Genomic DNA, 25,754 nt, shown 5'->3' on the forward strand with positions numbered 1-25,754 from the left:
CCCTTTTGTCGTATATATCAACCCAAAAAAGCTTCAAGAATAGATTATTTAATGGACAGTTTTTTCCAGCACAAAGCCCGTAAACGTTTTGGCCAAAATTTTTTAGTCGATGAAAACATCATTGAACGTATTGTACGCGCCATAGCCCCAAAAGAATCCGACAAACTCGTAGAAATTGGTCCCGGGCAAGGTGCGATTACAGAGCTTCTCCTCCAACGATGCCCTTCCCTAACTGCAGTTGAACTAGACCGGGACTTAATACCCTTGCTGCAGTTTAAGTTTAGGAATTATCTCCAGTTTAAAATTATTGAGCAGGATGCCCTCAAATTTGACTTTGGAGAATTTGCAGCAGATTCACCTTTACGCATAGTTGGCAATTTGCCCTATAACATTTCTACGCCATTACTTTTCCACTTACTCAGCTTCAAAGGTAAAGTGCGGGATATGCACTTTATGCTGCAAAAGGAAGTCGTCGACCGCCTCAGCGCCACTCCGGGTAACAAATCCTTTGGCCGTCTGAGTGTCATGGTGCAATATCACTGCCGTGTTCAGGGACTTTTTCCAGTGCCCCCCAATCATTCCAACCAGCACCTAAAGTAGAATCTGCAATCGTACGCCTTACTCCTCATGAAAAACTTCCGTTCGTTGCCGAGGATGAGAAGCTGCTGGAGCGAATTGTCAATGTAGCTTTTCAGCAACGTCGCAAGACACTGCGCAATGCTTTAAAACCGCTATATCCAGAACTGGATGTAAATCTGTTCCCAGTAGATGCCAGCCGTCGCCCTGAAACCCTCGGTGTTGAAGAATTTGTCCGATTAGCAAATTTCTGTACACAGCTTGAAAAACAAAAAAATAACAAGCCAATTTAGGGGACGAAAATTTGGCTACTTACGCCATTGGAGATATTCAGGGTTGCTTTGAGCCATTACAACGGCTACTAAAGAAAATCCACTTCCGCTTTGATCGTGACAAATTGTGGCTTGCTGGAGATCTTGTTCATCGTGGGGACGACAGTCTTGGCACTTTGCGCTTTTTGTATGAGTACCGTCATCAGGTAACCGCCGTTCTAGGCAACCACGACTTACACCTTTTAGCTCTGGCCCATGGAGCCAAACATCTTTCTGAAAAAGAGCATGACTTAGCTAAAATCCTGAAAGCCAAAGGCTCAGACCAGCTACTAAACTGGCTTCAAGGTCTTCCCCTTCTAGTACACAAAAAGGGGTACACCATGGTTCATGCAGGGATTCCTCCCATTTGGAGTGTAACCAAGGCAGCGGCGCTTGCTCGCGAAGTTGAGCATGCCCTGTCTGATGAAGCTATGGCAAAAGCTTATTTTTATGGGATGTATGGTAATGAACCACATTGCTGGAATGACCATCTTATCGGTATCGAAAGGTTACGTTCCATAACCAACTACTTTACACGAATGCGTTTTTGTAAAGCAGATGGCACCTTAGATTTAGTGACCAAACGAGGACCTCAAGCCGCGCATGCCGATTACAAGCCCTGGTTTAGCTTTCCGAACAGAAAAAGTAAGAATGAAAAAATTATCTTTGGCCACTGGGCAGCTCTGGAGGGTCGTGCCGATACTAAAAATATCTATGCACTAGATACGGGATGCGTTTGGGGTGGTTACCTTACGGCAATGCGGTTGGATGATGAGGAGTTCTTCTGCCTAGATTGCAGCCTATAAAAAATTAAATACTTACGACTTTACTGCAAATTAGCAAACCTCAACTGTTAAGTTAGACCAAGCAGTTAGGGTTTTCTACAGGGAGTTGATATTACGAGCTATATCCCCCCGGGTTTTGTGATTGTCAACGCCATGCATCTTCAACCATTTGCATCAGGTCATATTCCGCTTTCCAGCCTAGCTCTTTTTCAGCCAGCTCAGTATCCGCATAGCATTCCACAATATCCCCAGGTCTACGCGGTACAATTTTATAAGGAATTTCTCTACCACTGGCCCTTCAAATGCCTTTACAACTTCCAATACTGAACTTCCCTGGCCAGTACCCAAGTTATGGATAAAGCAGCCCTGGTCTGTTGTGGGCTTTCTAAGTAGTTCTAGGGCTGCTAAATGTCCCAGAGCTAGATCAGTATATAATCCCGAACACCTGTCCCATCTACAGTTTCATAATTATCACCAAAAACCAGTAGGTAAGGACCGCGTCCAACAGCAACTTGAGATACATACGGCAAAAGATTATTGGGGATTCCTCGAGGATCCTCTCCTATTCTTTCACTTTTATGTGCACCAATAGGATTAAAGTAGCGTAACAAACTTACTTTCCAGTAGCTCCCAGGAACGACACAGATATTTCGCAGCATACCTTCCTTAACGAGCTTGCTGGCACCATAGGGATTAGTAGCTCCAGTTTTAAAATCTTCTTTAACCAGCACCGTGTCAGGATCCTCGTAGACAGTTGCAGAAGAACTGAAGATCATTCGAAATACGTCAAACTCCTCCATCACTTCTATAAGAGCCAGGGTACCTGCTACGTTATTCTGATAATAACGTAGCGGCTGCTCGACAGAACCTCCTACTACCTTCAAACCAGCAAAATGAATTACAGCTTCAATCTCACATTCTGAAAAGACTTTCCGAAGCCTCTCTTGATCGCCAATATCAAAGTCATCAAATAGCACCTTTTGCCCAGAAATCATCTCGACACGATTCAACACTTCCCGGCTGCTATTCGATAGGTTATCCACAACAACTGGCCAAAAGCCAGCACCAAGTAACTCTATGCATGTGTGACTGCCAATGTAGCCGGCACCACCAGTCACTAGAATCGCCATTTTACTTCCTTCGAGCTTTACCCACTTCTAAAAGAGTGCGAATAAAACCTAAAACTGCCGTTATATTCAACCCATCTAGATAACAATACCGTGCCGTGATGAGACTGAAAGCTATGCTGGAATAGCTGGGGTCAGTTCCGTATACCCCAGGGAAGAACAAGGATAGTAACGGCAACAATCAATTGCGCTTTTGCCGAGCTTATCTCAGACAAGGCGATTGCTATGCCGCTTCACATATTGATCACCATATGTGTACAAGCGGTGCAACCTTAGAAACAACCAGTGCACTGACTCTAATTGATAAGCAGGACGCTGAGCTCTGCCCACTAGGCTACAGGGAGGTAAATACCGTGACAATTTTCAACCACTACCTGGAAAGGTATGAGTCAATCCAAGATGAGGAACTCAGCATCCAGGAGTATCTGGAGTTATGTAAAACTGATCGCAGCGCCTATGCATCTCCTGCAGAGCGAATGTTAATGGCAATTGGTGAGGCAGAATTAATAGATACCTCTCGCGACCCACGCTTATCCCGAATTTTCTGCAATAAAGTCATCAAGCGATACAAAGCATTCAGCGAATTTTATGGTATGGAAGAAGCCATAGAGCAGATTGTTTCTTTCTTTCGACATGCAGCCCAAGGCCTGGAAGAGAAAAAACAAATTCTTTATTTGCTTGGACCTGTAGGAGGAGGTAAATCGTCACTAGCTGAACGCTTAAAGGCCCTAATGGAACAGGTGCCAATTTACGCAATCAAGGGATCACCTGTATTTGAATCACCTTTGAGTTTATTCTCACCTAGCGAAGATGGTCGAATCCTGGAAGAGGACTATGGTATCGCCAGGCGATATGTCAATACCATTATGTCCCCATGGGCTGTTAAACGGTTGCATGAGTTCAAGGGAGATATCAGTAAATTTCGGGTAGTAAAAATTCGACCTTCTATCCTGGATCAAGTCGCAATATCCAAAACAGAGCCCGGAGACGAAAACAACCAAGACATATCGTCTCTAGTTGGCAAAATAGATATTCGCAAGCTCGAAGATTTTCCACAAAATGATCCCGATGCTTATAGCTTCTCAGGCAGCCTCTGTCGCGCCAACCAGGGATTGATGGAATTTGTTGAAATGTTCAAGGCGCCAATCAAGGTGCTTCACCCCTTGCTAACCGCCACCCAGGAAGGCAATTACAACAGCACCGAGGGACTCGGCTCTATACCTTTCAATGGCACAATCCTGGCACATTCCAATGAGTCCGAATGGCAATCATTTCGAAATAACCGCAATAATGAAGCTTTTCTAGATCGAATTTATATTGTCAAAGTGCCTTACTGTGTGAGAGTCCAGGAAGAAATCAAAATTTACCAAAAACTATTGGAAAACAGCTCTCTCTCTAAAGCGCCTTGTGCGCCGGATACTCTGAGAATGCTGGCACAATTTTCCGTGCTGTCCCGAATCAAAAATCCTGAGAACTCTAGTCTTTACTCCAAAATGCGGATTTATGATGGAGAAAACCTAAAGGACACCGACCCTAAGGCAAAGACTATTCAAGAATATCGGGACAACGCTGGCGTTGATGAGGGGATGAACGGCCTTTCTACACGCTTTGCGTTCAAAATTCTCTCCAAAGTCTTCAACTTTGATGCAACGGAAGTTGCAGCCAACCCTGTTCACTTACTCTATGTATTGGAGCAGCAAATTGAACAAGAGCAATTCCCTCCAGAAATCCAGGAAACATATCTTGGATTTATCAAGGAGTACCTAGCTCCAAGATATGTCGAGTTTATTGGAAAAGAGATACAAACTGCCTACTTGGAATCCTACGCAGAGTATGGCCAAAACTTGTTTGATCGCTATGTCACCTATGCTGACTTCTGGATTCAGGATCAGGAATACCGCGACCCTGAGACTGGCGAGATACTCGACCGAGGCGCGCTCAATGAGGAGTTGGAGAAAACGGAAAAACCCGCCGGAATATCTAACCCTAAGGATTTCCGTAACGAAATAGTCAACTTTGTATTGCGCGCAAGGGCCAATAATCAAGGAAAAAATCCTGACTGGAGATCCTATGAGAAATTACGTGCAGTTATTGAGAAGAAGATGTTCTCCAACACCGAGGATCTCCTGCCAGTAATTTCCTTCAATACTAAAGCTTCTGCGGATGACAAGCGTAAGCATGCGGATTTTGTTGCTCGAATGGTCGAGCGCGGATATACCGAGAAGCAAGTGCGCTTATTGTCTGAATGGTATCTGCGTGTCCGTAAATCGCAGTGACCTCAAAGCACAGTGGGAGGGCTTTCCCCAAGGAAAGCTCACCTTTACACGGGGAACCAAGCCAGCTGGCCTTAACAAAATATCCGACAGTTACCCAGAACTAAGCGAGTCCACTAGGATATTTCTGAACAAATTCCAGGCCAATTGACCGGTGAGTTTATCCGCCCAAAGGCAGAAATATGAGCTATATCATCGACCGTCGCCTGAATGGAAAGAAGAAAAGCACGGTTAATCGTCAACGTTTCTTGAGGCGCTACAAAGCCCATATAAAGAAAGCTGTCGGAGACGCCATGAATAGCCGCTCCATCATGGACATGGACAAGGGCGAACGCATTAGTATCCCGACCAGGGATATCAGCGAACCACTATTCTCTCACGGTGCCGGTGGGCATATTGAACGGGTACTTCCAGGTAATAAAGAGTTCACTACTGGTGACCGAATCCCTCGCCAAAGCCAAAGAGGTGGTGATGGTAGCGGAGGTGGTGCCAGTGATAGTGGTGAGGGCGTAGATGAGTTTGTTTTCCAGATATCTCAAGAAGAGTTCCTCGATTTTATGTTTGAAGGGCTACAGCTGCCCAATATGATCAAGCGCCGACTGGCCGGTAATGAGTCCTTCCAGATAGTTCGTGCCGGCATCAGCAATGAAGGCACACCCGGCCGGCTCAATGTCATTCGCTCTCTTAGGGCTGCTCATGCACGCCGTATCGCTCTTACCAGTAATAAAAGGCGGGTACTACGTGAGTTGGAGCAATCCTTGGATATGGAGGAACGGAAAGATTCCGCCTTGCGTGATCAACGAAAGATAGAGGCAATTAAAAATGAAATCATCGAGTTGCGCCAGCGTATCAGTCGTGTGCCGTTCCTTGATGATTTTGACCTTAAATACAACCTACTAATTCGCCAGCCCAAGCCGCGCTCTAGGGCTGTCATGTTCTGCTTGATGGATGTTTCTGGCTCGATGAATCAAGCAACTAAAGATATGGCAAAGCGCTTCTTCCTATTACTTTATCTTTTTCTTCAGCGCAGTTATGAATATACCGAGGTCGTATTTATCCGCCATCACACCAGTGCCAAAGAAGTGGATGAAGAGGAGTTTTTTATTCACGGGAGACTGGCGGAACTATAGTTTCCAGTGCGTTAAAATTAATGCGAAGAATCATGCGCGAACGCTATCCGGCTAGCGAATGGAATATTTATGGTGCCCAGGCTTCTGATGGTGACAACTGGAATGACGACTCCAGTACCTGCCATAGAATCCTGATTGATGACATCATGCCTCATGTTCAATATTACTCTTATGTAGAGATTACCCCACGAGATCACCAGGCCCTCTGGGAAGAATATGAAAGTGTTCGCGCACTATTCCCAAATCATTTTGCCATGGAACAAATTGTGGATGTCCAGGATATCTATCCGGTCTTTCGACAGTTGTTTAGCCAAAAGGTAACCGCTCGATGCTAGAAACATTTGCCAGCGGCAGCGACTCACAAAAATCTGATTCTTCTGGCCCTATTTCCACTTCTTCTGAATGGACCTTTGAACTGATCCAGGAGTATGACTGCGCCATTAGCGAGCTAGCGGAAGAGTTTGGTCTGGATACCTACCCCAATCAGATCGAAGTGATCAGCTCTGAACAAATGATGGATGCCTATTCATCGGTAGGGATGCCAGTGGGGTATCACCACTGGTCTTTTGGCAAACAATTCATCAGCGTCGAAAATAATTACCAGCGCGGCCTTATGGGGTTAGCCTACGAAATTGTTATCAATTCCAACCCCTGCATTGCTTATCTCATGGAAGAAAACACCATGACGATGCAAGCATTGGTTATTGCCCATGCCTCCTACGGGCACAATTCTTTCTTCAAAGGCAATTACCTATTTCGCTCTTGGACAGATGCCGGCAGTATCATTGACTACTTAATTTTTGCCAAGAACTATATCTCCCGTTGTGAAGAGCGCTATGGCCTTGATGAGGTAGAGGCAGTACTCGACTCCTGTCATGCCTTAATGAATTATGGCGTAGATCGTTACAAGAGGCCTTATCCCATCTCTGCAATTGAAGAGGAGCGCCAGCAGCAAGAGCGCGAAGAATACCGGCAACGGCAACTCAATGATCTATGGCGGACTATCCCCAAACTTGGAGAAGGCACCGAGGAAACCCAGGAAAAGCGCTTTCCTGAAGAGCCTCAGGAAAACATCCTTTACTTTATTGAAAAAAATGCACCACTTTTAGAAAACTGGCAGCGAGAGCTGGTGCGTATTGTCCGCAAGTTAGCCCAGTATTTTTATCCACAGCGCCAGACCCAGGTAATGAATGAGGGATGGGCTACTTTTTGGCATTACACTCTGCTAACAGAGCTATATCGGCGAGGTAGGGTGACCGAAGGCTTTATGATGGAATTTTTGCAAAGCCACACCAACGTAATTTACCAACCTGGCTTTGATAGCCCCCACTACAGTGGAATAAATCCTTACACTCTGGGGTTCAGTATTTTCAGTGACCTAAGGCGAATCTGTGAAAACCCTACTGATGAGGATCGTCGTTGGTTCCCCGATATCGCAGGAAGTAACTGGCGGGAAACATTGCAATTTGCCATGCGAGATTTCAAGGATGAGAGTTTTATCTTGCAGTTCCTCTCTCCGAAAGTAATGCGCGATATGAAGCTCTTCTGTATCAGCGACAACGACAAGGAGAATGAAATCGTTGTCAGCGCAATTCATGACGATAGCGGCTATCGACAACTAAGGGAGAATCTCGCAGGCCAATACAACCTGGGTAACCGAGAGCCCAATATCCAGGTTTTCTCAGTAGACACTCGCGGCGATCGCTCATTGACCTTACATCACACCCAGTACCAGCGCCGCCCTCTGGGTAAGGAAACTACTGAAGTGCTCAAGCACTTACACAGACTCTGGGGTTTTGATGTACATCTCAACAGCCTGAATGGTGATGAGGTTATGGCCAGCTTTCACTGCCCCGAGCAAGGTCGCGACCGCCAGGAGGGAGAAGAGGAGTCTATGTTAATCCCGAAACCTATTTAAGCGTTCAGCACGGGACTGCCTATAGGCAGGTCCCGTACAGAAGGGGTGGGAAACTAAGCCAGTCGCAGCTTGATATACTTTAGTCGTCAGCTTCCAGTAACAACTTCGCTTTAGCCGCCAGCTCTCCTCGCTCCTCGCGATTTGCCAACAAGGCATCGGCCCCCGCATCCAACCAACGAGCCTTATCCAGATCATCGTCAGAGGGCACAACCAGAATACGCAGGTTGGCGTACTCACTACGGCTTCTCAAATAATCCAGAACCTGGAAGCCGCCATCGCCGACCAAACTCGCATCAATCACTAACAGAGTGGGTTTGGCATCAGCTAACAAAATACCAGCAGAGAAGCTATCACCTGCAACTTCGATCTCACAGCCTATATTCTTTAAGGCTTGGATTCCCGACGAGGTCAGTTCGGGGTCTGTAGTTACCAACAGTACCTTACGGCTGGGCACTGCTAGATCGTTTGGAACAGGCATGGAGTTATCACGTAGGAAACCAACGAAATCCTCCACACAAATACGATGGTCACCGCGACCTGGAAGTTTGTAGGCCTTGAGTTGCCCGCGCTCTATCCAGCGAATCACCGTACGGAAGTTGACGCCGCAATACCTGGCTGCTTCGCCGGTGGTTAGCACATGTAGTTCGCTCATATTATTTTTCTCCCCAACAACTGCAGTCCTTGATGCTCAGATCAGCCTCTCACGCCCAGACCCCATCCCCCGAAGTCAGGCGCGAAATTATCCTGCCCAATAGAACCGCCCCTTTAAATTATGCTGTTTAATGCTGCAAAACCAGCCCGAAATTCGGTCCATGTAATTTATTAACGAACAGCGAAACAACCCCCTCAAAAAATACTAAAAGATATAGTTGACAGGTATGACAGGTCTCATAGAATGGCCATAGATTACGCGACACCTGACGTGTCGCCTGATCCTCTCCAGTGGGGTGGCCGGTAAGTCAGATACCCCACTTTTGGCAATTAGATGTTTGCTAAGCGAATACCCTAAGACCCTGGGCCCCCTTGTTTTTTCGGGGCCTTTTTTTTATCTTGCCAAAATCTCACTCCTACCTTCCCTGAAATTTCTGCCCAATATCCTGTTTAATGGGCAGTGCCGGAACCAATGGATTTATGGCAGTGCAACTCTTCACCGGGAAACCGGTTTCTCCAGCCTTGGAGCGATTCTATTGAAGACCTATCTCGTTGGTGGCGCAGTACGCGACAAATTACTTAAACGCCCTGTAACCGAGCACGACTGGGTGGTAGTTGGGGGTAGTCCAGAACAGATGTTGAATCTTGGATTCCATCCTGTAGGAAAAGATTTCCCCGTTTTTCTACACCCGGAGACCGGCGAGGAGTATGCACTCGCGCGAACAGAGCGTAAGAGCGGACGCGGCTACGGTGGCTTCTCCGTAAATACGGATGCCAGTATTACTCTTGAAGAGGACCTGCAACGCCGCGACCTTACTATCAACGCGATCGCTGAATCAGAGGATGGTGCCCTGATTGATCCTTACGGTGGGCAAGCTGATCTAGAAGCACGGCTGCTTCGCCATGTATCCACAGCATTCGCCGAAGATCCGTTGCGCATCCTGCGTGTAGCCCGTTTTGCGGCGCGCTACCACCACCTTGGATTTACTGTTGCATCGGAGACAATGGCGCTTATGCGCCAAATGGTCGAGGCTGGAGAGGTTGAATATCTGGTAGCGGAGCGAATCTGGAAGGAAGTAAGCCGCGCCCTTACCGAGCCCGACCCCGATGTCTTCATTCAGGTACTGAGGGAGTGCGGCGCCCTGCCCATCCTGCTTCCTGAGCTGGAGAACCTGTTCGGTGTCCCCCAGCCACCAGAGCATCACCCTGAAGTGGATACTGGTGAGCATGTTTTACTGGCACTCAACAACGCCCCTGCCGAGCTACCAGTACGATTCGCAGTCTTACTGCACGACTTAGGCAAGGGGTTAACTCCCGAAGAGATTCTCCCTAGCCACCACGGCCACGAGTCCGCCGGCGTGCCCCTGGTAAAGGCCGTCTGTGAGCGCTGGCGTACCCCAAAAGATCTGACTGCACTGGCTATCGGGGTCTGTGAATACCACCTGCATTGCCACAGGGCCTTCGAATTGCGCCCACAGACCATTATGAAAATGATCCGCAGTCTGGATGCCTTGCGACGTCCCGAGCGATTTGAAAACTTTCTACGCGCCTGCGAGGCAGATGCCCGGGGTCGTGAGGGGCTGGAGAATAGAGATTATCCACAAGTGGACTTTTTACGTGCCGCTCGCGAAGCAGCATCGGCGGTAACTGCCGAGGAGTTGATTAAACAGGGCTACCAGGGTGCGAAGCTGGGGCAGGCACTGGACCGGGAGCGCATCAAGGCAATCGCCAAAATAAAGGATAATTACATTGCGTAATATGTTGATTACCGGTGCTGCCGCACGCTTGGGCCGTGCTATTGCCAAAGAGCTGCATAGAGATCACAGGGTTGTTATTCACTATCGCAACTCGGCTGATGCAGCCAAGGCCCTGGCAAACGAGCTGAACCGACTTCGCCCCAACTCTGCCATAGCGTTGCACAGTGAATTGAATAGCGCCGAAGCCTGCTCCAATCTGGCCCAGCGCGCACAAGAGGCCTGGGGTGGCATAGATGTTCTGGTCAACAATGCCTCAGCATTTCACCCCACACCTGTGGGAAAGGCGACCGAGGAGGACTGGGATCGGCTGGTAGGCAGCAACCTCAAAGTCCCCTTCTTTCTCATTCAGGCCCTGAAAGAAACACTCAGCCAACAACAGGGCTGCGTTGTTAATATGGCGGATATCCACGCCGAGCGCCCGATGCCCGAGCACACTATTTACTGCGCCGCCAAGGCTGGGCTGGTAATGCTGACAAAAAGCCTCGCTCTGGAGCTGTCTCCCCAGGTCCGGGTCAATGCAGTCGCCCCCGGTGCCATTCTTTGGCCAGAGCAAGAGGCAACTAACGAAGCCAAGAAAGCACAGATCACCCAGCGCATTCCTTTGGCCCGAACCGGTGACCCCAGCGATATCGCCAAAACCGTGCGCTTCCTGGTCTGCGACGCCCCCTATATCAACGGCCAGATTATTGCTGTTGACGGCGGCCGTAACCTCAATATCTAGAGCGGGGCTTCACTTCAATTTCACCGACACTCTGTCAGAATGTTTGGCAACTTACTCTGCCACAAGAGGTTTGCCGGTGCCCTCACTGAAGATATTGTTGATTGAAGATAACCTCACTATCGCCCGCCAGATTGCCGAATTCCTGCACGCTGAGGGCTGGCAGATAGATTACGCCCATCGGGGTCGCCAGGGTTTACAGCTGGCCCTGGAACAAATCTTCGACCTGATCATTCTCGACCTGGGCCTGCCGGATATAGACGGCTTGGAGGTCTGTGAAAAGATCAAGGCACAAGCGCCAGTTAACATGCCAATTCTGATGTTAACTGCCCGCGATGCTCTCGCAGATAAAGAACGCGGATTTGGTATCGGTGCCGATGACTACTTATGTAAGCCCTTCGAACCAAGGGAACTGATACTGAGATGCCGCGCCCTGGCACGTAGACACCAGCTGCATACCAGTGAAGAAATCAAGGTGGGTGATTTACAGATAAACCAGCGCCAGCAAACCGCCTACCGGGATAAACAACCTCTGCCCCTGACAACTATCGGTTTTCGCATTCTCACTATGCTCGCCCAGGCGTCGCCAGCACCAGTAAGCCGCTCGGCAATCATCCACCATATTTGGGGTGACGACCCCCCAGAAACAGACGCCTTAAAATCCCACATTTATAGTCTTCGCCAAACATTGGATAAGCCTTTCCTGGTTCCCATGTTGAAAACTATCACCAATCTCGGTTATCAGTTGGAAATTCCCAATGCGCGAAACCAGTAATTTACAGAGGAAGGTCTTCGCTATTTTTGGCAGTTTTACCCTGCTGCTATGTTTGGTGTTTTTTGCCATCTGTATGATGGTGGCCTATGTAATTGAAGACCATTTACTCGATAACTTATTGGTCGGGGAAGTCCGCTACCTCGAACAGCAGGCAAAACAGGCTAAAACAATCCCAGAGCCACGCCTACCCTATTTAACGCTATACACTGAAAGCAAAGTAATTCCTACTGAACTGCGCACTGCCCTACCTAGCCATGCAGAAAAGGCAGAATGGTTTAGTGATACGGAACATCACTTCCATCTGCGCAGAGTACATTTTCCGGGCAACGATTCCGCCGTTCTCGTAGCTGAAGTCAGTGAATTACTCACTGTTACGCGACAATCCTCGCAACTTCTCTGGCTCTTTGCCGGCGCCTGTATCTTGACCCTACTCTTAGCCCTCTATTGTGCTTATCGTATTTCCCGTAAAACCATCGCACCTGTAGTAACCCTGGCTAAAGCGGTTAAGCAGCAGAGAAACTGCGATTCTCAAATTTCCCTGCCCTATAACAATGAACAAGATGAAATCGGTTATCTCGCAAGCACGTTGCAAGATACACTTAACCAGCTCAAGCTGACATTGCGCAGGGAAACCGAGTTTACCCGGGATACGAGCCATGAGTTGCGCACCGGGCTAACCATTCTGAAAAGCACACTGGCTCTCAGTCAAAATCGGGAAATGACTAAAGCTGAGAAAAATGAGCTATTAGAAACTGTTGCCGGTATGGAAAAAACTGTTAAGACACTATTGGCCCTCGCCCGCTCAGAATCTCTACAGTCGGAAGATATCCCATTGCGTGCTTTACTGGAGGAGCGTCTTTTAGTTCAACACCAGGTAATTGTACAAAAGCAGTTTCATGTTGATTTAAAGTTAGGGCACAAAGTCAGAGTCCTGGCCAATCGACACCTGGTAAGTCTGCTAGTCGATAACTTAATCAGCAATGCATTACAGCACGCCTCCAACCCTAAATTGGTTATTACCTATAAGGGGAACACACTCTTTTTTGAGAACGCCACAGACAACCAATTAGATTTAGAAACCTCCCTCTTGCCCGGCCAAAAGAGGGAGGGCAGTGACGGTATAGGTCAAGGCCTTTTCCTGGCCAAGAGAATCTGTGAAGCCTTAAATTGGACCATCGCCGTCAAATGTCGAAAAAATATTTATCAGTGTGCTCTGTCTTTTACACAGTAATTTTCTAAGGTCCAGATTTTTACCGCAAAAACATACTGCGCTCGAGACGCACAGTGAATTGGCACCCATGCCTTATACGATCCCGAGTGCAGTTTATTCTTTCTTCCTATTTAGCAACTACCATCTCACCTGAATTTCACCTTCCACCCCTTATTCTCCTACGAACTCACTAGAAGATTTTCCGTCTGCTACCGCAATTTTGGAGATTAATATGTTGAAGAAAATTGTTATTTCCCTGGCACTGACTTTGTCGGTATTTTTTGGTTTTATTATTTGGATTAAGGGCCTAATTCCACCCCAAGAGCAGGACTTTTCCACTACGACGGTCAGTGATCTACCGTATTTACAACAATTACCCAGGGAAAGCCGAGGAAAAATCTTAGCTGTTGTCACCAGTACTGAAACGATGGGAGATAGTGGCAAGGCTACTGGTTATGAGTTAACGGAACTGGCACGCCCCTATTACATCTTTTCGGCCAACGGATTTATTGTCGATATTGCCAGTCCCAGAGGCGGCAAACCGCCTGCGGTGATCGATAAAGATGACCTTGGGCCTTTCGACTATGCCTTTCTCAATGACCCGGAGGCACAACAAAAGGTCAATAACAGTATTCCTATCGATCAGGTATCGGCAGAGGATTATCGGGCAGTATTTTTTGTCGGCGGTAAAGGCACCATGTTCGATTTCCCCGACAATCCCCATATCCAGTCCCTGGTGCGGGAAATCTATAGCAGCGGCAAAATTATCGGAGCGGTTTGCCACGGGCCAGCAGCCCTTGCCAATGTCACCCTGGATAATGGCGAGCCCTTGATTGCCGATCGGCAGATTAGTGCTTTTACTAACGAAGAGGAGCTTTTTCTTATTCCCGACGCCAAGCAACGATTTCCATTCCTGCTGGAGGATCGCTTACGTAAGCAAGGCGCGGTGTTCCAGGCTGGGCCCACTTACCTGGAACAAGTCAGCGTGGATGGCCAGCTTATTACCGGACAAAACCCCTGGTCCACCTGGCTGGCGGCTGAGAGTATGGTAAGGGCGATGGGGTATACCCCAGTTCCACGCCAAGTCACCCCGGTGGAGCAGACCGTCAAATTACTACTCACTTATGAGAAGCACGGCTTTACCGAGGCCGCAGAGAAATTACAGGAACTTCAAGAGAAAGGGGAAATAGACCAGCGCCTACTGGCCATGCACGGCGTTGTCTCTGCTATGCGCTGGGAGCCGGGCAGGGCTCTGGACATAATCAGACTGCTGTCCAAGAGCCAGGATTGATAGAGCCCCTCAAAAGCCAGCTAGCCAGCCTGCTCTAGCGGCTGGCCATTTTCATCCACAAATAATACATCGCGAATACTGAGTTTTTGCCCTTGGGCATTCTGCACAACCATTTCAGGGATAGGTTCGCCGCTGTTTTTATCGACCAGATGCACGCCGTCTTTATTGCCATTCCAGCGCAGATTCCACTGGCGCAGGGCGATTACCACCGTAAACAGGTCGCGACCTTTTTCCGTTAAGCGGTACTCGTAGCGTGTGCCGTGCTCACCCGCATCAAAGCGCACCAGCACCTCGTTATCCACCAGACGGGATAACCGATCCACAAGGATATTCTTGGCGATTCCCAGGTTTCTTTGGAAGTCCACAAAACGACGGGTACCCAGCATCGCCTGCTTAATTATCAGCAGGGACCACCAGTCCCCCACCTCATTCAGGGCGCAAGCCAGGGAGCAATCAAGATCATCAAAGCGTTTACGTGACATATAGGGAGCCTCTGAATAACTCCGTGATACCTCTGGCATGCAGAGCGGTTCACAATCAAGGCGCGGCTTCACAGGAATGTCTAGACCTTTCAAGAAGTCGCAACGCGGAGTGTGAATCGCTCTGCAAGCCCCGAAGGGCGGGCCTTGAAGGCCACAGCTGCTGCGTTGCAGCTCTTGCAAAGGACTGAGCCATTCGCGGCGAGCTGCGCCTAACATCTGCAGCCTTCATGGCCCGCAGAGGCATTACGGAGTTATTCAGAGGCTCCCTAGCCAGTATACCGGCAAAAGAGTTGCAATACGAAACCAGATATTGAACTCAACCTTAAAATAAGGTCTTATAACGCAACCGTTTTAATTGTGACCTAGTGGGACCAGTGAGTCCCAGTGTTGAATCGAGACATTCAGGAGAGAAATATGAGTGGTTCCCTGGACAACCTACTGCGTCCTTTCGAGCATAAATCCCTAAAGCTGCGCAACCGGGTCGCAATGGCCCCCATGACCCGCACTATGTCACCGGGCTATTCAGCCAATGACCAGGTGGCCGGCTATTACCGCCGCCGAGCTGAAGGTGAAGTGGGACTAATTATTACCGAAGGCACCTTCGTTAATCATAAAGCCGCAAACGGCTACGAGAATGTACCGGCAATCTACGGTGAAGCCGCTCTCGCCGGCTGGAAAAAAGTGGTAGACGAAGTACACGCTGCCGGTGGCCAGATTATCCCACAGTTGTGGCACGTAGGTTCCGTGCGCAAAGAGGGCATAGGCCCGGATAAATCAGTACCCGGCTACTCCCCCTCAGGCCTATTCAAACCTGGCAAGCCCAATGGCCAGGCGATGAGCAAAGAGGACATCCAGGAAGTTGTACAAGCTTTTGCGGACGCGGCAAAAGCAGCCAAGGAAATTGGGTTTGACGGTGTAGAGATTCACGGCGCCCACGGCTACCTGATCGACCAGTTTTTCTGGGAAGGTACCAACCAACGCGATGACGAGTACGGTGGCTCCATCGAAAATCGCACCCGCTTTGCAGTGGAAATTATCAAAGCGGTACGTGAAGCCGTAGGCGAAGATTTCGCCATAGTGCTGCGCTACTCCCAATGGAAGCAGCAGGATTACGAAGCCAAGTTGGCGCAAAACCCGGAAGAACTGAAACGCTTCCTGACACCGCTGGTTGAAGCTGGCGTTGATATTTTCCACGCTTCTTCAAGACGCTTCTGGGTGCCGGAGTTCGAGGGCTCTGATCTCAACCTGGCAGGCTGGACCAAGGAGCTGACTGGAAAACCGGTAATTTCCGTCGGCAGTGTCGGCCTCGACGATGATTTTATCGGCGGCAACAACCAGGGCATGGGCGGTACTGCCAACCCTACCGATCTAGGCGAACTGACCCGCCGTATGGACAACCAGGAGTTCGATCTGATTGCCGTTGGCCGTGCACTACTACAGGACCCACACTGGTTCGCCAAGGTACGTGAAGATCGTGCGGAGGAAATCACTCCGTTTACCAAAGAGGCGCTAATGAGCCTGAGTTAATTTTTACTGACAAAAAAAGCAGCCTCTAAAGGCTGCTTTTTTATCTACATTTTTTAAAAATTTTTTGGAATCACGGCCAAATAAATTCTACCGGCCACAATTTCTGCGAAGCCTGATCGTACTCATCCCAAAGCTGCCGGTAAGTCTTTTGCTCAACAGGGTGCGGTACTTCCGGTGCTATCTCTGCCAGAGGCTGCAAAACAAAGGCGTTTTTTACAATCTCACCCCGTGGCAATTTTACCCCGTCGACAATCCCGGTCAGGTGATCATAGGTGAGAATATCAATATCCAGGGTACGCGCGCTGAACTTGGGTCCGGAGCGCAGGCGGCCATTGGCATCTTCGATACCGCGCAAACAAAGAGCCAGCTGCCCTACCGGCAGGTTAGTTTGCAGCCCCACTACCAAGTTGTAAAAATTATCGCCCAGGAAACCCACCGCCTCACTCTCGAAGACCCGGGACACCTGTAATTCGCCAAACTGCCCGGCCAGGGCATCCAGAGCCGCGCGAATATGTTGCGCGCGATTGATATTACTGCCGAGGCTGAGATACACCTGAGCCACGTTTACACTCCCGCAGACATCGCTGCTGCACCTTTTGCTGGCCTTTCGCCACGCTCAATAATGACACCCACATCCCTGGACCCCCTGACCGCACCCGGCTTGGACAAACGCAGTCGCAGCCAGCTTACTGAAAACTCTTCCCTGACAATTGCCGCAGCCTGCTCCGCCATGGTCTCCACCAACAGGAACTCACTGCTTTCAATAAAGGCAATCAAGCGCTTGGCTACCGCCTTATAGTTAAGTGTGTACTCGATATTATCTGTGCGTGCCGCCTCACTGATATCGAAAGCCATCTCCAGATCGAGGCTGACGGTCTGGCGCACTTCCCGCTCCCAATCGTAAATACCAATAATGGTATTCACTTTTAAATCCCGTATATAAACAATATCCATTTATTGGCTCTTTTCTTTTTAACTGCCAGGCTGCTCCTGGGATTTTTAAAGTTCGGTCTTGGGCAATTCTGTCATAGGCCAGCGCGGGCGCACATCCACGGCTAAATCAGTCTGCTCCCCGACTTTTAAACGCAAACTACCGGCATAGGCAATCATGGCGCCGTTATCGGTACAAAATTCATGGCGCGGATAATAGACACTGGCACCGTCCTTGCTCAGACTTGTTTCCAGGCGCTCGCGCAGCTGTTTATTTGCGGAAACCCCACCGGCAATCACCAGGGTTTTATAACCGGAGGCCTTAATGGCGCGCCGACACTTAATCACCAGGGTATCCACTACGGCCTCTTGAAAGGCCGCAGCGATATCCGCGCAGGTTTGCTCATCCGGCAAGCCATCTTCGAGGGCGTGCTGGCGCACGGTAGTCAGAGTGAAGGTTTTAAGACCTGAAAAACTGAAGTCCAGCCCTGGCCGATCAGTCATGGGGCGCGGGAAGGTAAAGCGTTTGGAGTCACCTTTCTCCGCCAGGGCAGCCAAACGCGGGCCGCCTGGGTAATCCAGGTCGAGCATTTTAGCGGCCTTATCGAAGGCTTCACCGGCGGCATCATCCAGGGACTCCCCCATCAGTTCGTAGTCACCAAGACCACGCACTTCCACCAGCTGGGTGTGTCCGCCGGAAACCAGCAAGGCGACAAAAGGAAAGGCCGGAGGGTTTTCCTCCAACATGGGTGCTAATAGATGCCCTTCCATATGATGCACCGCCACCGCTGGAACATCCCAACCATATGCTAAGGAGCGGCCAGCACAGGCACCTACCATTAGGGCACCAACCAAACCAGGCCCCGCGGTATAAGCTACGCCATCCAGGTCAGAGGGCTTGGTATTGGTCTTGGCCATTACCTGGCGCACCAGGGGTAGCAGCTTGCGCACATGATCGCGACTCGCCAGCTCCGGTACCACACCACCATAATCTGCATGCAGATCCACTTGGCTGAACAGGGCATGGCCTAGCAGGCCGGATTCTGAATCGTAGATAGCTACGCCAGTTTCATCGCAGGAAGTTTCTATACCGAGGACGCGCACTTGATCTCATACTCGTGACTGCTTCGAGGGGCCGTTATCATACTTGAAAATGGGGTTGCGATCCCGTAGGGGAGTGTTTAGAATTTGCGCCCTCGCTGTGAACCGGCCACCGGATGCAACTGCGAGAGCATTGCCGGAATGGCCGAGAGAAACGAATTTTAACAGGTATCCTAATGCCCTCTGTACGAATTAAAGACAACGAACCTTTCGATATCGCCCTGCGCCGCTTCAAGCGCTCCTGTGAAAAAGCAGGCGTACTGTCTGAAGTACGTCGTCGCGAGTTCTACGAGAAGCCCACCGCTGTTCGTAAGCGCAAAGCTGCTGCCGCTGTTAAGCGTCACGCTAAAAAGCTTCAGCGCGAAAATCGCAAGTTCCAGCGTCTCTACTAAGAGCCGCAGGCTGCATAAGCCTGTCGCAGCGAGACGGCCGGACGGGCTCAGCTCGTAGCGGAGCTATAAAGAACGGCGTGCGAGCCATACTCGCGCGCCGTTTTGCGTTTGGGCTAACGCATTTTCCCCCGCCCAGCAGACAAGCTATTCTAAGCACCCGAAACCAAAATTCATTGCCAACAATCCCGGAACACTCGTTATGAGCACTCTCAAGGAAACCCTGACCCAGGCCACCAAAGACGCAATGAAAGCGCGAGACAAAGAGCGCCTGGCTACCCTGCGCCTGATCAATGCCGAAGTTAAACGTGTTGAAGTCGACGAGCGCATCGACCTTGATGACGCCCGCATCCTCGCCCTGCTGGACAAGATGACCAAACAGCGTCGCGATTCCATCGCCCAGTACGAAAAGGCAGGCCGCGCCGAGCTGGCGGCAGTGGAGCAGGCTGAGATCGAGGTAATCCAGGAGTTCCTGCCCAAGCAGCTGACCGAGGCTGAAATCAACGAAATCGTCTCTTCCGCTGTGCAAGACACAGGCGCCAGCAGCATGGCTGATATGGGCAAGGTTATTGCCCAGGTTAAACCCCAGGTACAGGGCCGTGCAGATATGGGCGCAGTAAGTAAGCTGGTAAAAGCCCAACTGGGCTAATCCTCACACGGGAAGCACTATGCCCAGCAAGATCCCCCAGCATTTTATCGACGACCTGCTCGCCAGAGCAGATATTGTCGAGTTGGTGGACAGCCGGGTTAAATTGCGCAAAACCGGCAAAAACTACTCCGCCTGCTGCCCCTTTCACGATGAGAAAACTCCATCTTTTACCGTAAGTCCAGACAAGCAGTTCTATTACTGCTTTGGTTGCGGCGCCAACGGCAACGCCATTGGCTTTCTCATGGAGTACGACCGCCTCCCCTTCCCTGAGGCGGTAGAAAAACTCGCTGCAACCCGCGGCCTTGAGGTACCCCGGGAGCAACTCGCACCAGGGCAAGAGAAACGCCAAAAAGAGAGCCAGTCCCTCTACCAACTCACAGAGAAAGTCGCAGATTACTACCGCGAGCAACTTCGCAGCCACCCTACCGCCGGCAATGCCGTGGCTTATCTACGCAACCGCGGCCTTTCAGGGGAGATTGCCCGCGACTTCGGTATAGGCCTGGCGCCCCCGGGCTGGGATAACCTGCTCAACGCACTGGCCGATACTCCAGAAAAAGCGGACCAGCTGGAACTGGCGGGCCTGGCCATTCGCCGCCAGGATAGCGATGGCAATACTAAGCCCAACTCGCGCCACCATTATGATCGTTTCCGCAATCGTATTATTTTCCCAATCCGCGACCAGCGCGGACGCGCTATCGCCTTCGGTGGACGAGTACTGGGAGATGAGAAACCCAAGTACCTGAACTCCCCTGAAACCCCTATTTTCCACAAGAGCCGTGAGCTCTACGGCCTGTGGGAAGCACGTCAGGCCAATCGCAACCTTGAACGCCTGATTGTGGTAGAGGGCTATATGGATGTGGTGGCCCTGGCCCAGTTCGATATCCGTTGCGCCGTCGCCACCCTGGGGACCGCTTGTGGCGAAGACCATATCCAACTCGCCTTCCGCCACACCACAGAGCTGCTGTTCTGCTTTGACGGCGACCGCGCCGGCCGCACTGCCGCGCGACGTGCCCTGGAGTCTGCTCTGCCACAAATGCAGGATGGCCGCAGCCTTCGCTTCCTGTTGCTGCCGGAAGGTGAGGACCCAGACACCCTGGTGCGCCAGCTGGGCGGAGAGCGCTTTCAGCAGCTAATGGAGGAACAGGCCCTGCCACTGGAAGATTTTCTCTTTGATTTGCTCAGCGAGGATCTCAACCTACAAACCATGGACGGCCGCGCGCGCCTGTCCAAACTCGCCGCTCCTCTACTGGATTTGCTACCAGAAGGTGTTTACCGCCAACTGATGTTCCAACAACTCGCCTCACGCACAGGTCTCGACAAAGAGACTTTGCAGGAGGTTATCCAAGCGGAGAAAGCCCGCAACACCCAGGTACAGCACAGCCAACCTCAACAAACAACAGCCGAACAAGAACATAGGGCGCCGCTAGAGCCCAATCAGGACTCCCAGCATCGCACTCCGCCAGAGCCCTGGCCACGAGATCGCGCCCCCTATCTGGCGGAAGCCTCCCCACAGGAACCTGGTAACCTGCGACGCAGCGGGCAATACCGCCTGCCACCGGAACGTATGCTTATTGCCCTTCTGCTGCACCATCCACAACTTTCTGCACAAATAAAGGACCTGGAGCACTTCCGGACAAGTAGTGACCCCGATCTGGCACTCTTTGCACAGCTGGTAGAACTACTCAGGAACCGCCCCGAATATAACCTCAATCAGCTACTTGGCTATTGGCGCGCCCATCATGGTGCCGAATCCTGCGATACCCTGGCCCAGCTCGCCGCATCCCAGCTGGTCTCCAGTATTCGCCAGTTAGCACAAGGCAATAGCAACCTGGAATACGATCCACAAACTGAATTCAGCGACTGCCTGCAGCGCCTGAAACAAACCGCTGACAAGCAGCGTAAGCGTGATTTACTCGCCCAACTGAAAAGTGGCACCCAGCTCAGCCAGGAAGAACAGCTGGCGCTTTTGGCCAACTGGCGCAGAAAAGACAATTAATCTGCATTAACCCCTTGAAAACTGTGGGCTCAACACTATATTCACACACCCCGCCGGGCGGGAACGGGAACCCCAGCACCCTAAACTACGCACTAACGCCGTTACTTGACAGCTAGAGTGGTTATTGCTATTGCAAATACGCTATAATCCCGCGTCTTTGTCCCGTATTTTCATCCCCAGAATTCAGGGTTGTGCATGACCGACAAAACCCAGCAACAGACCTCCCGCATTAAGGAACTGATCGCCCGCGGTAAAGAGCAGGGCTATCTCACTTACGCGGAGGTAAACGACCACCTTCCGGAAGATATTTCCGACCCCGATCAGGTGGAAGACATTATTGGCATGATCAACGACATGGGTATCAAGGTGTTCGAAAGCGCACCAGATGCCGAAGAGTTGTTGATGGCTGAAGGCGACAGCTCCGCTGACGAGATCGCCGCAGCCGAAGCAGCAGCCGCACTGGCCGCCGTAGAATCCGATGTAGGCCGCACCACCGATCCGGTACGCATGTATATGCGCGAAATGGGCACCGTTGAGCTGCTCACGCGCGAGGGCGAAATCGCCATTGCCAAGCGTATCGAAGAGGGCCTGCGTGAGCTGATGGCCGCTCTCGCCTATTGGCCAGGTGCAGTACAACAGATCATTGATGAGTACGCGCTAATCGAAAAAGAAGAGCGCCGTGTTCCTGATGTCATTTCCGGCTGGCTCGACCCCGCCGAAGATGTACCACCTGGTGCTCAAGCTGGCCAAGCCGCGGAATCCCGTGAGACTAGCGATAGCGATGACGAATCTGCCGACGACGAGGATGACGACAGTACCTCAGAGGAAGAAGAGGAAAACGCCGGTGGCCTCGACCCAGAGGAACTGGCAGAGCGCATGAATGCGCTAATCACTGCTCAGAAAGTTGCAGACGAAGCCATTACCGCCCACGGACGCGACTCCAAGGAAGCAGGCGAAGCCCTCGAAGCCGTGGCTGAAGTCTTCCGCTACTTCAAACTGGCACCGCGCCAGTTCGATCCGCTCTACGGCGAAGTGCGCGATATTCTCGACAGTGTGCGCAGACAAGAGCGCATCACTATGAACCTGTGCATCAAGCGTGCACGCATGCCGCGTAAGACCTTTATCAAAGAGTTCCCCGGTAACGAAACCAATGAGGATTGGATCCCGGCGATCATCAAAAAGAAGCGCGACTACTCCGACGCCCTGCGCCATGTAGTGGACGATATAGTACGCGCCCAGCGTAAACTGGCCCAGTGCCAGGAACGCTCCGGACTGGACGTAGGCCAGATCAAAGAGATCAACCGCCGTATGTCCATTGGTGAGGCCCGCTCTCGCCGCGCCAAGAAGGAAATGGTGGAAGCCAACCTTCGCCTGGTGATTTCTATCGCCAAAAAGTACACCAACCGCGGCCTTCAGTTCTTGGATCTGATTCAGGAGGGCAACATCGGCCTGATGAAGGCTGTGGATAAGTTCGAATACCGTCGCGGTTATAAGTTCTCCACCTACGCCACCTGGTGGATTCGTCAGGCGATCACCCGCTCCATTGCTGACCAGGCACGTACCATCCGTATTCCAGTGCATATGATTGAGACTATTAATAAGCTCAACCGTATCAGCCGCCAGATGCTGCAGGAAATGGGGCGTGAACCCACTCCTGAAGAGTTGGGCGAGCGTATGGAAATGCCGGAAGACAAGGTACGCAAAGTCCTCAAGATCGCTAAAGAGCCCATCTCCATGGAGACTCCCATCGGCGATGACGAAGACTCACACCTGGGTGACTTTATCGAAGACCAGAACCAGTCCTCCCCGGTGGACACCGCCACCCAGACCGGCCTGCATGATGCCACCCGCTCCGTGCTCTCCGGCCTGACCGCGCGTGAAGCCAAGGTACTGCGTATGCGCTTTGGTATTGACATGAACACTGACCACACTCTGGAAGAGGTGGGTAAGCAGTTCGATGTAACCCGTGAGCGTATCCGACAGATTGAGGCCAAGGCCCTGCGTAAGCTGCGACACCCGTCCCGATCGGAGCACCTGCGGAGCTTCCTCGACGAGTAAGCGCCAACTAAAAAGCCCGGTTTCGACCGGGCTTTTTTATGTGACACAATAAAGACCACCCTCAAGGGTCTACGGATGGCAGGAGAGTAATATGCAAAAAGAAGTCGCCAGCAAACCGGAAAAGTCTGAAGGAGTCGCCAATAAGCCGGGCAAAAAAGGCCTTGCTCGACTGATCGCCGCCGCCAGATATTCGAGCGAAGGCCTCGCCGCCGCCTGGCGTAATGAGGAAGCCTTCCGTATGGAAATCATCCTCGTAATCTTCATTATCCCTCTCGCCATCTGGGTCGGAGATACACCGGCAGAGCGCGCCATACTAATCGCCGTAAGCTTGGTGGTACTGCCCCTTGAGCTAATCAACAGCGCCATTGAGGCTACCGTGGACCGCATAAGCCCAGAAAAACACCCTTTGGCCAAGATTGCCAAGGACACAGGCTCCGCCGCCGTAGCCGTGGCTCTTATTTCATGGCTGATTGTCTGGGGCTGCATAGTAATTCCCAAGCTGCCAATCTAACCGCGATCTGTGTAAAAGCTTGAAGAGAAAAGCGGGAAGCTTAACTTCCCGCCCCATCTAAACGGCAGTACCAGTTAAAACCCTAAAATCATACGGTCGTACTAATATAGAAAGCTGTAAATTCCAACTGCCTTACCATTGACACTAAAATACACCGCCAAGTATTTCGTATAAAAAATAAACGATAAAGTTCACGTTGGCAGGCAAAGGCTGCCGAGAGGAAATCTCTGCCACAAAGGCATTGATTTGAAAGGAAAAATCTTGTACTTTCCCCAACCGCTTGCAACGATCCCCGCAAGCAAAGTGTGGGCCCTTAGCTCAGTTGGTTAGAGCATCCGACTCATAATCGGCAGGTCCTGGGTTCGAGTCCCGGAGGGCCCACCACCTTTAAATCCCCCAGTGAACCCCATGTTGTTGCGATCAAAGCTTGTCCGCTTTGGCCAACTTTTGGTCCCATAGGATAGCTAAATTATCCACCGCATCTTGAGGCCCTGCCCTATTGAAACCATATAGTGTCCCTTGTGGCCAGGTTATATTCCATAGATAAGCAAAACTGACCGCAGACAAAACAGCAAAGCCCTCTCAAAAATCTCCACTCACCTTCTCTTCCCAACATCTTCAGTCAGCCCACTACAATCCACACTTACGCTCGTTAGCTTTACACCCTCGGCCCACTTTTCTGGTGACCAATTAAAAACTACGCATAATTTAAAAAAACCTAAGCTATTTTTAAATATCAGCCCTGTAGAATTCAATTTTTATGGGCTAATAAATAGCGCATACTAGTAATTGAATAGACCCTCAATATCATCGCAAGTATTTGGAGGCATATTGCATATGGAATGAACACAAAACTCATATATCAGTGAGTTAGAAAGTCAATTCGGCTGACGGAGGGACCATATTCCCCCAAAACTTAAAAGCTAATTTCTTAGCTCTTCCTCGCTTTGCCGCTTGGAGATACACTTTTTCAGAACAGTCGGATCACAATAATTTCCAGTATCTACAAAACGACTTCGAATAATTTGTGCCATAACATCTCCCTTATTCCCTTCATCAAGCTCAATACCGTCAGCACCAACACGCGAAAAAAGTGAGTCAATGACAGTTGTATAGATACTGCCTTCGCCACGTTCATCAATCCAAATACCATCACCATCAAAGGCTCCATACCCGACAGATTCTATCTTTACATTCGCCAAATGTGCAGATATAGACGCTGGTGAACCATCACCACCGCCACCCAAGCCACCTCCACATTTATCGCGAAGAACACAGTCGGATATGTGAATACCATGATAAGCCGATCCGCTAACATGAGCTTTTTCAAGAATTATATTTACAATGCCCTTCTGACTCTCGCCTACCTTGAGATAAATACCTTTCCCACCAGGTTCAGCAAGATCCACTCTGTTCTCAATATGAAAACAACCAGGGCCTTCAAAATTCAGATTTGAGAGTGATAAATCAGCTTCCTCGCTGATTCGTAAAAGGTCAACATTATTTTGAGTTATACTAATTTGTCCACACCATGGATAACCAAAGGCAATTTACCTGAGTACTCCAAAGGCTCCGCAATTGAAATATCA

The 25,754-nt window shown here is 50.3% G+C and carries 20 protein-coding genes, 1 tRNA gene and 3 pseudogenes; 17 read left to right on the forward strand and 7 right to left on the reverse strand.

The window, feature by feature from the left end:
* The first annotated feature begins 51 nt into the window (after positions 1-51).
* Positions 52-869 (forward strand): annotated as a pseudogene (rsmA, locus tag P3339_RS20965) (16S rRNA (adenine(1518)-N(6)/adenine(1519)-N(6))-dimethyltransferase RsmA).
* A gap of 11 nt (positions 870-880) precedes the next feature.
* Entirely contained in the window at positions 881-1,693 is an 813-nt protein-coding gene (locus tag P3339_RS20970; protein ID WP_282951777.1) for a symmetrical bis(5'-nucleosyl)-tetraphosphatase, read from the forward strand.
* A 124-nt stretch (positions 1,694-1,817) separates the two neighbouring features.
* On the opposite strand, the pseudogene galE reads toward P3339_RS20970, so the two are convergent.
* A pseudogene (gene galE / locus P3339_RS20975) lies at positions 1,818-2,802 on the reverse strand (UDP-glucose 4-epimerase GalE).
* A gap of 350 nt (positions 2,803-3,152) precedes the next feature.
* Here galE and P3339_RS20980 point away from each other — a divergent pair.
* From P3339_RS20980 to P3339_RS20990, 3 genes and pseudogenes are all read left to right on the forward strand, one after another.
* Positions 3,153-5,075 carry a PrkA family serine protein kinase gene (locus P3339_RS20980; protein WP_026304895.1) on the forward strand — a complete coding sequence of 641 codons (1,923 nt, stop codon included), beginning with the start codon at positions 3,153-3,155 and terminating at the stop codon, positions 5,073-5,075.
* Positions 5,076-5,254: 179 nt separating this feature from the next.
* Positions 5,255-6,537 (forward strand): annotated as a pseudogene (locus tag P3339_RS20985) (YeaH/YhbH family protein).
* Entirely contained in the window at positions 6,531-8,120 is a 1,590-nt protein-coding gene (locus tag P3339_RS20990) for a SpoVR family protein (protein ID WP_020411518.1), read from the forward strand. The pseudogene P3339_RS20985 and the gene P3339_RS20990 overlap by 7 nt, the downstream one beginning before the upstream one ends.
* Before the next feature lie 79 nt (positions 8,121-8,199).
* Here P3339_RS20990 and P3339_RS20995 read toward each other — a convergent pair whose 3' ends face one another.
* A complete protein-coding gene (locus P3339_RS20995) occupies positions 8,200-8,772 on the reverse strand; it encodes a helix-turn-helix domain-containing protein (RefSeq protein ID WP_020411519.1) in 573 nt (190 codons plus the stop codon).
* Between the two features lie 535 nt (positions 8,773-9,307).
* Here P3339_RS20995 and P3339_RS21000 point away from each other — a divergent pair.
* The 5 genes from P3339_RS21000 (at position 9,308) to P3339_RS21020 (ending at position 14,522) form a co-directional block, all read left to right on the forward strand.
* Complete coding sequence (locus tag P3339_RS21000; RefSeq protein ID WP_282951778.1) at positions 9,308-10,528, forward strand: multifunctional CCA addition/repair protein; 1,221 nt, start codon at positions 9,308-9,310, stop codon at positions 10,526-10,528.
* A complete protein-coding gene (locus P3339_RS21005; protein ID WP_282951779.1) occupies positions 10,521-11,249 on the forward strand; it encodes a pteridine reductase in 729 nt (242 codons plus the stop codon). The genes P3339_RS21000 and P3339_RS21005 overlap by 8 nt, the downstream gene beginning before the upstream one ends.
* Positions 11,250-11,325: 76 nt before the next feature.
* Complete coding sequence (locus tag P3339_RS21010) at positions 11,326-12,021, forward strand: response regulator transcription factor (protein ID WP_282951780.1); 696 nt, start codon at positions 11,326-11,328, stop codon at positions 12,019-12,021.
* A complete protein-coding gene (locus P3339_RS21015; RefSeq protein ID WP_282951781.1) occupies positions 12,005-13,252 on the forward strand; it encodes a sensor histidine kinase in 1,248 nt (415 codons plus the stop codon). The genes P3339_RS21010 and P3339_RS21015 overlap by 17 nt, the downstream gene beginning before the upstream one ends.
* 211 nt (positions 13,253-13,463) lie before the next feature.
* Positions 13,464-14,522, forward strand: a complete 1,059-nt coding sequence (locus P3339_RS21020; protein ID WP_282951782.1) for a type 1 glutamine amidotransferase domain-containing protein — start codon at positions 13,464-13,466, stop codon at positions 14,520-14,522.
* A gap of 20 nt (positions 14,523-14,542) precedes the next feature.
* On the opposite strand, the gene P3339_RS21025 is transcribed toward P3339_RS21020, so the two are convergent.
* On the reverse strand, positions 14,543-15,004 hold the full coding sequence (locus tag P3339_RS21025) for a winged helix-turn-helix transcriptional regulator (RefSeq protein ID WP_026304897.1): 462 nt from the start codon (positions 15,002-15,004) through the stop codon (positions 14,543-14,545).
* A 414-nt stretch (positions 15,005-15,418) separates the two neighbouring features.
* Here P3339_RS21025 and P3339_RS21030 point away from each other — a divergent pair, with 414 nt between their 5' ends.
* Positions 15,419-16,531 (forward strand): NADH:flavin oxidoreductase, encoded by a 1,113-nt coding sequence (locus P3339_RS21030; protein WP_282951783.1) that lies wholly within the window; start codon positions 15,419-15,421, stop codon positions 16,529-16,531.
* A gap of 70 nt (positions 16,532-16,601) precedes the next feature.
* Here P3339_RS21030 and folK read toward each other — a convergent pair whose 3' ends face one another.
* Genes folK through tsaD form a run of 3 tightly spaced genes read right to left on the reverse strand, consistent with a single transcriptional unit; the run spans position 16,602 to position 18,565 of the window.
* On the reverse strand, positions 16,602-17,093 hold the full coding sequence (gene folK / locus P3339_RS21035; RefSeq protein ID WP_282951784.1) for a 2-amino-4-hydroxy-6-hydroxymethyldihydropteridine diphosphokinase: 492 nt from the start codon (positions 17,091-17,093) through the stop codon (positions 16,602-16,604).
* 2 nt (positions 17,094-17,095) lie between these two features.
* A complete protein-coding gene (gene folB / locus P3339_RS21040) occupies positions 17,096-17,485 on the reverse strand; it encodes a dihydroneopterin aldolase (RefSeq protein WP_020411528.1) in 390 nt (129 codons plus the stop codon).
* A gap of 45 nt (positions 17,486-17,530) precedes the next feature.
* A complete protein-coding gene (gene tsaD / locus P3339_RS21045) occupies positions 17,531-18,565 on the reverse strand; it encodes a tRNA (adenosine(37)-N6)-threonylcarbamoyltransferase complex transferase subunit TsaD (protein ID WP_020411529.1) in 1,035 nt (344 codons plus the stop codon).
* Between the two features lie 173 nt (positions 18,566-18,738).
* Here tsaD and rpsU point away from each other — a divergent pair, with 173 nt between their 5' ends.
* The 6 genes from rpsU (at position 18,739) to P3339_RS21075 (ending at position 24,549) form a co-directional block, all read left to right on the forward strand.
* Positions 18,739-18,954, forward strand: a complete 216-nt coding sequence (gene rpsU / locus P3339_RS21050) for a 30S ribosomal protein S21 (protein WP_020411530.1) — start codon at positions 18,739-18,741, stop codon at positions 18,952-18,954.
* A 199-nt stretch (positions 18,955-19,153) separates the two neighbouring features.
* Positions 19,154-19,600 (forward strand): GatB/YqeY domain-containing protein, encoded by a 447-nt coding sequence (locus P3339_RS21055; RefSeq protein WP_020411531.1) that lies wholly within the window; start codon positions 19,154-19,156, stop codon positions 19,598-19,600.
* Positions 19,601-19,619: 19 nt separating this feature from the next.
* On the forward strand, positions 19,620-21,596 hold the full coding sequence (gene dnaG / locus P3339_RS21060; RefSeq protein ID WP_282951785.1) for a DNA primase: 1,977 nt from the start codon (positions 19,620-19,622) through the stop codon (positions 21,594-21,596).
* Positions 21,597-21,791: 195 nt separating this feature from the next.
* Positions 21,792-23,654, forward strand: coding sequence for an RNA polymerase sigma factor RpoD (rpoD, locus tag P3339_RS21065; RefSeq protein WP_020411533.1), 1,863 nt, complete (start codon positions 21,792-21,794; stop codon positions 23,652-23,654).
* Positions 23,655-23,745: 91 nt separating this feature from the next.
* On the forward strand, positions 23,746-24,165 hold the full coding sequence (locus P3339_RS21070) for a diacylglycerol kinase (RefSeq protein ID WP_020411534.1): 420 nt from the start codon (positions 23,746-23,748) through the stop codon (positions 24,163-24,165).
* 307 nt (positions 24,166-24,472) lie between these two features.
* A tRNA-Ile gene (locus tag P3339_RS21075) sits at positions 24,473-24,549 on the forward strand.
* A gap of 539 nt (positions 24,550-25,088) precedes the next feature.
* On the opposite strand, the gene P3339_RS21080 is transcribed toward P3339_RS21075, so the two are convergent.
* On the reverse strand, positions 25,089-25,574 hold the full coding sequence (locus tag P3339_RS21080; protein WP_282951786.1) for a hypothetical protein: 486 nt from the start codon (positions 25,572-25,574) through the stop codon (positions 25,089-25,091).
* Between the last annotated feature and the right edge of the window lie 180 nt (positions 25,575-25,754).

Source organism: Microbulbifer sp. MLAF003 (assembly GCF_030012965.1).
GTDB lineage: Bacteria > Pseudomonadota > Gammaproteobacteria > Pseudomonadales > Cellvibrionaceae > Microbulbifer > Microbulbifer variabilis.

Bases quoted from the DNA above. Each gene is read 5' to 3' on its own strand.
- rpoD (WP_020411533.1), top strand. From the start codon at position 21,792: ATGACCGACAAAACCCAGCAACAGACCTCCCGCATTAAGGAACTGATC.
- P3339_RS21020 (WP_282951782.1), top strand. From the start codon at position 13,464: ATGTTGAAGAAAATTGTTATTTCCCTGGCACTGACTTTGTCGGTATTT.
- P3339_RS21030 (WP_282951783.1), top strand. From the start codon at position 15,419: ATGAGTGGTTCCCTGGACAACCTACTGCGTCCTTTCGAGCATAAATCC.
- rpsU (WP_020411530.1), top strand. From the start codon at position 18,739: ATGCCCTCTGTACGAATTAAAGACAACGAACCTTTCGATATCGCCCTG.
- P3339_RS20990 (WP_020411518.1), top strand. From the start codon at position 6,531: ATGCTAGAAACATTTGCCAGCGGCAGCGACTCACAAAAATCTGATTCT.
- P3339_RS21055 (WP_020411531.1), top strand. From the start codon at position 19,154: ATGAGCACTCTCAAGGAAACCCTGACCCAGGCCACCAAAGACGCAATG.
- P3339_RS21025 (WP_026304897.1), bottom strand. From the start codon at position 15,004: ATGTCACGTAAACGCTTTGATGATCTTGATTGCTCCCTGGCTTGCGCC.
- dnaG (WP_282951785.1), top strand. From the start codon at position 19,620: ATGCCCAGCAAGATCCCCCAGCATTTTATCGACGACCTGCTCGCCAGA.
- P3339_RS21070 (WP_020411534.1), top strand. From the start codon at position 23,746: ATGCAAAAAGAAGTCGCCAGCAAACCGGAAAAGTCTGAAGGAGTCGCC.
- P3339_RS21015 (WP_282951781.1), top strand. From the start codon at position 12,005: ATGCGCGAAACCAGTAATTTACAGAGGAAGGTCTTCGCTATTTTTGGC.
- folB (WP_020411528.1), bottom strand. From the start codon at position 17,485: ATGGATATTGTTTATATACGGGATTTAAAAGTGAATACCATTATTGGT.
- P3339_RS20995 (WP_020411519.1), bottom strand. From the start codon at position 8,772: ATGAGCGAACTACATGTGCTAACCACCGGCGAAGCAGCCAGGTATTGC.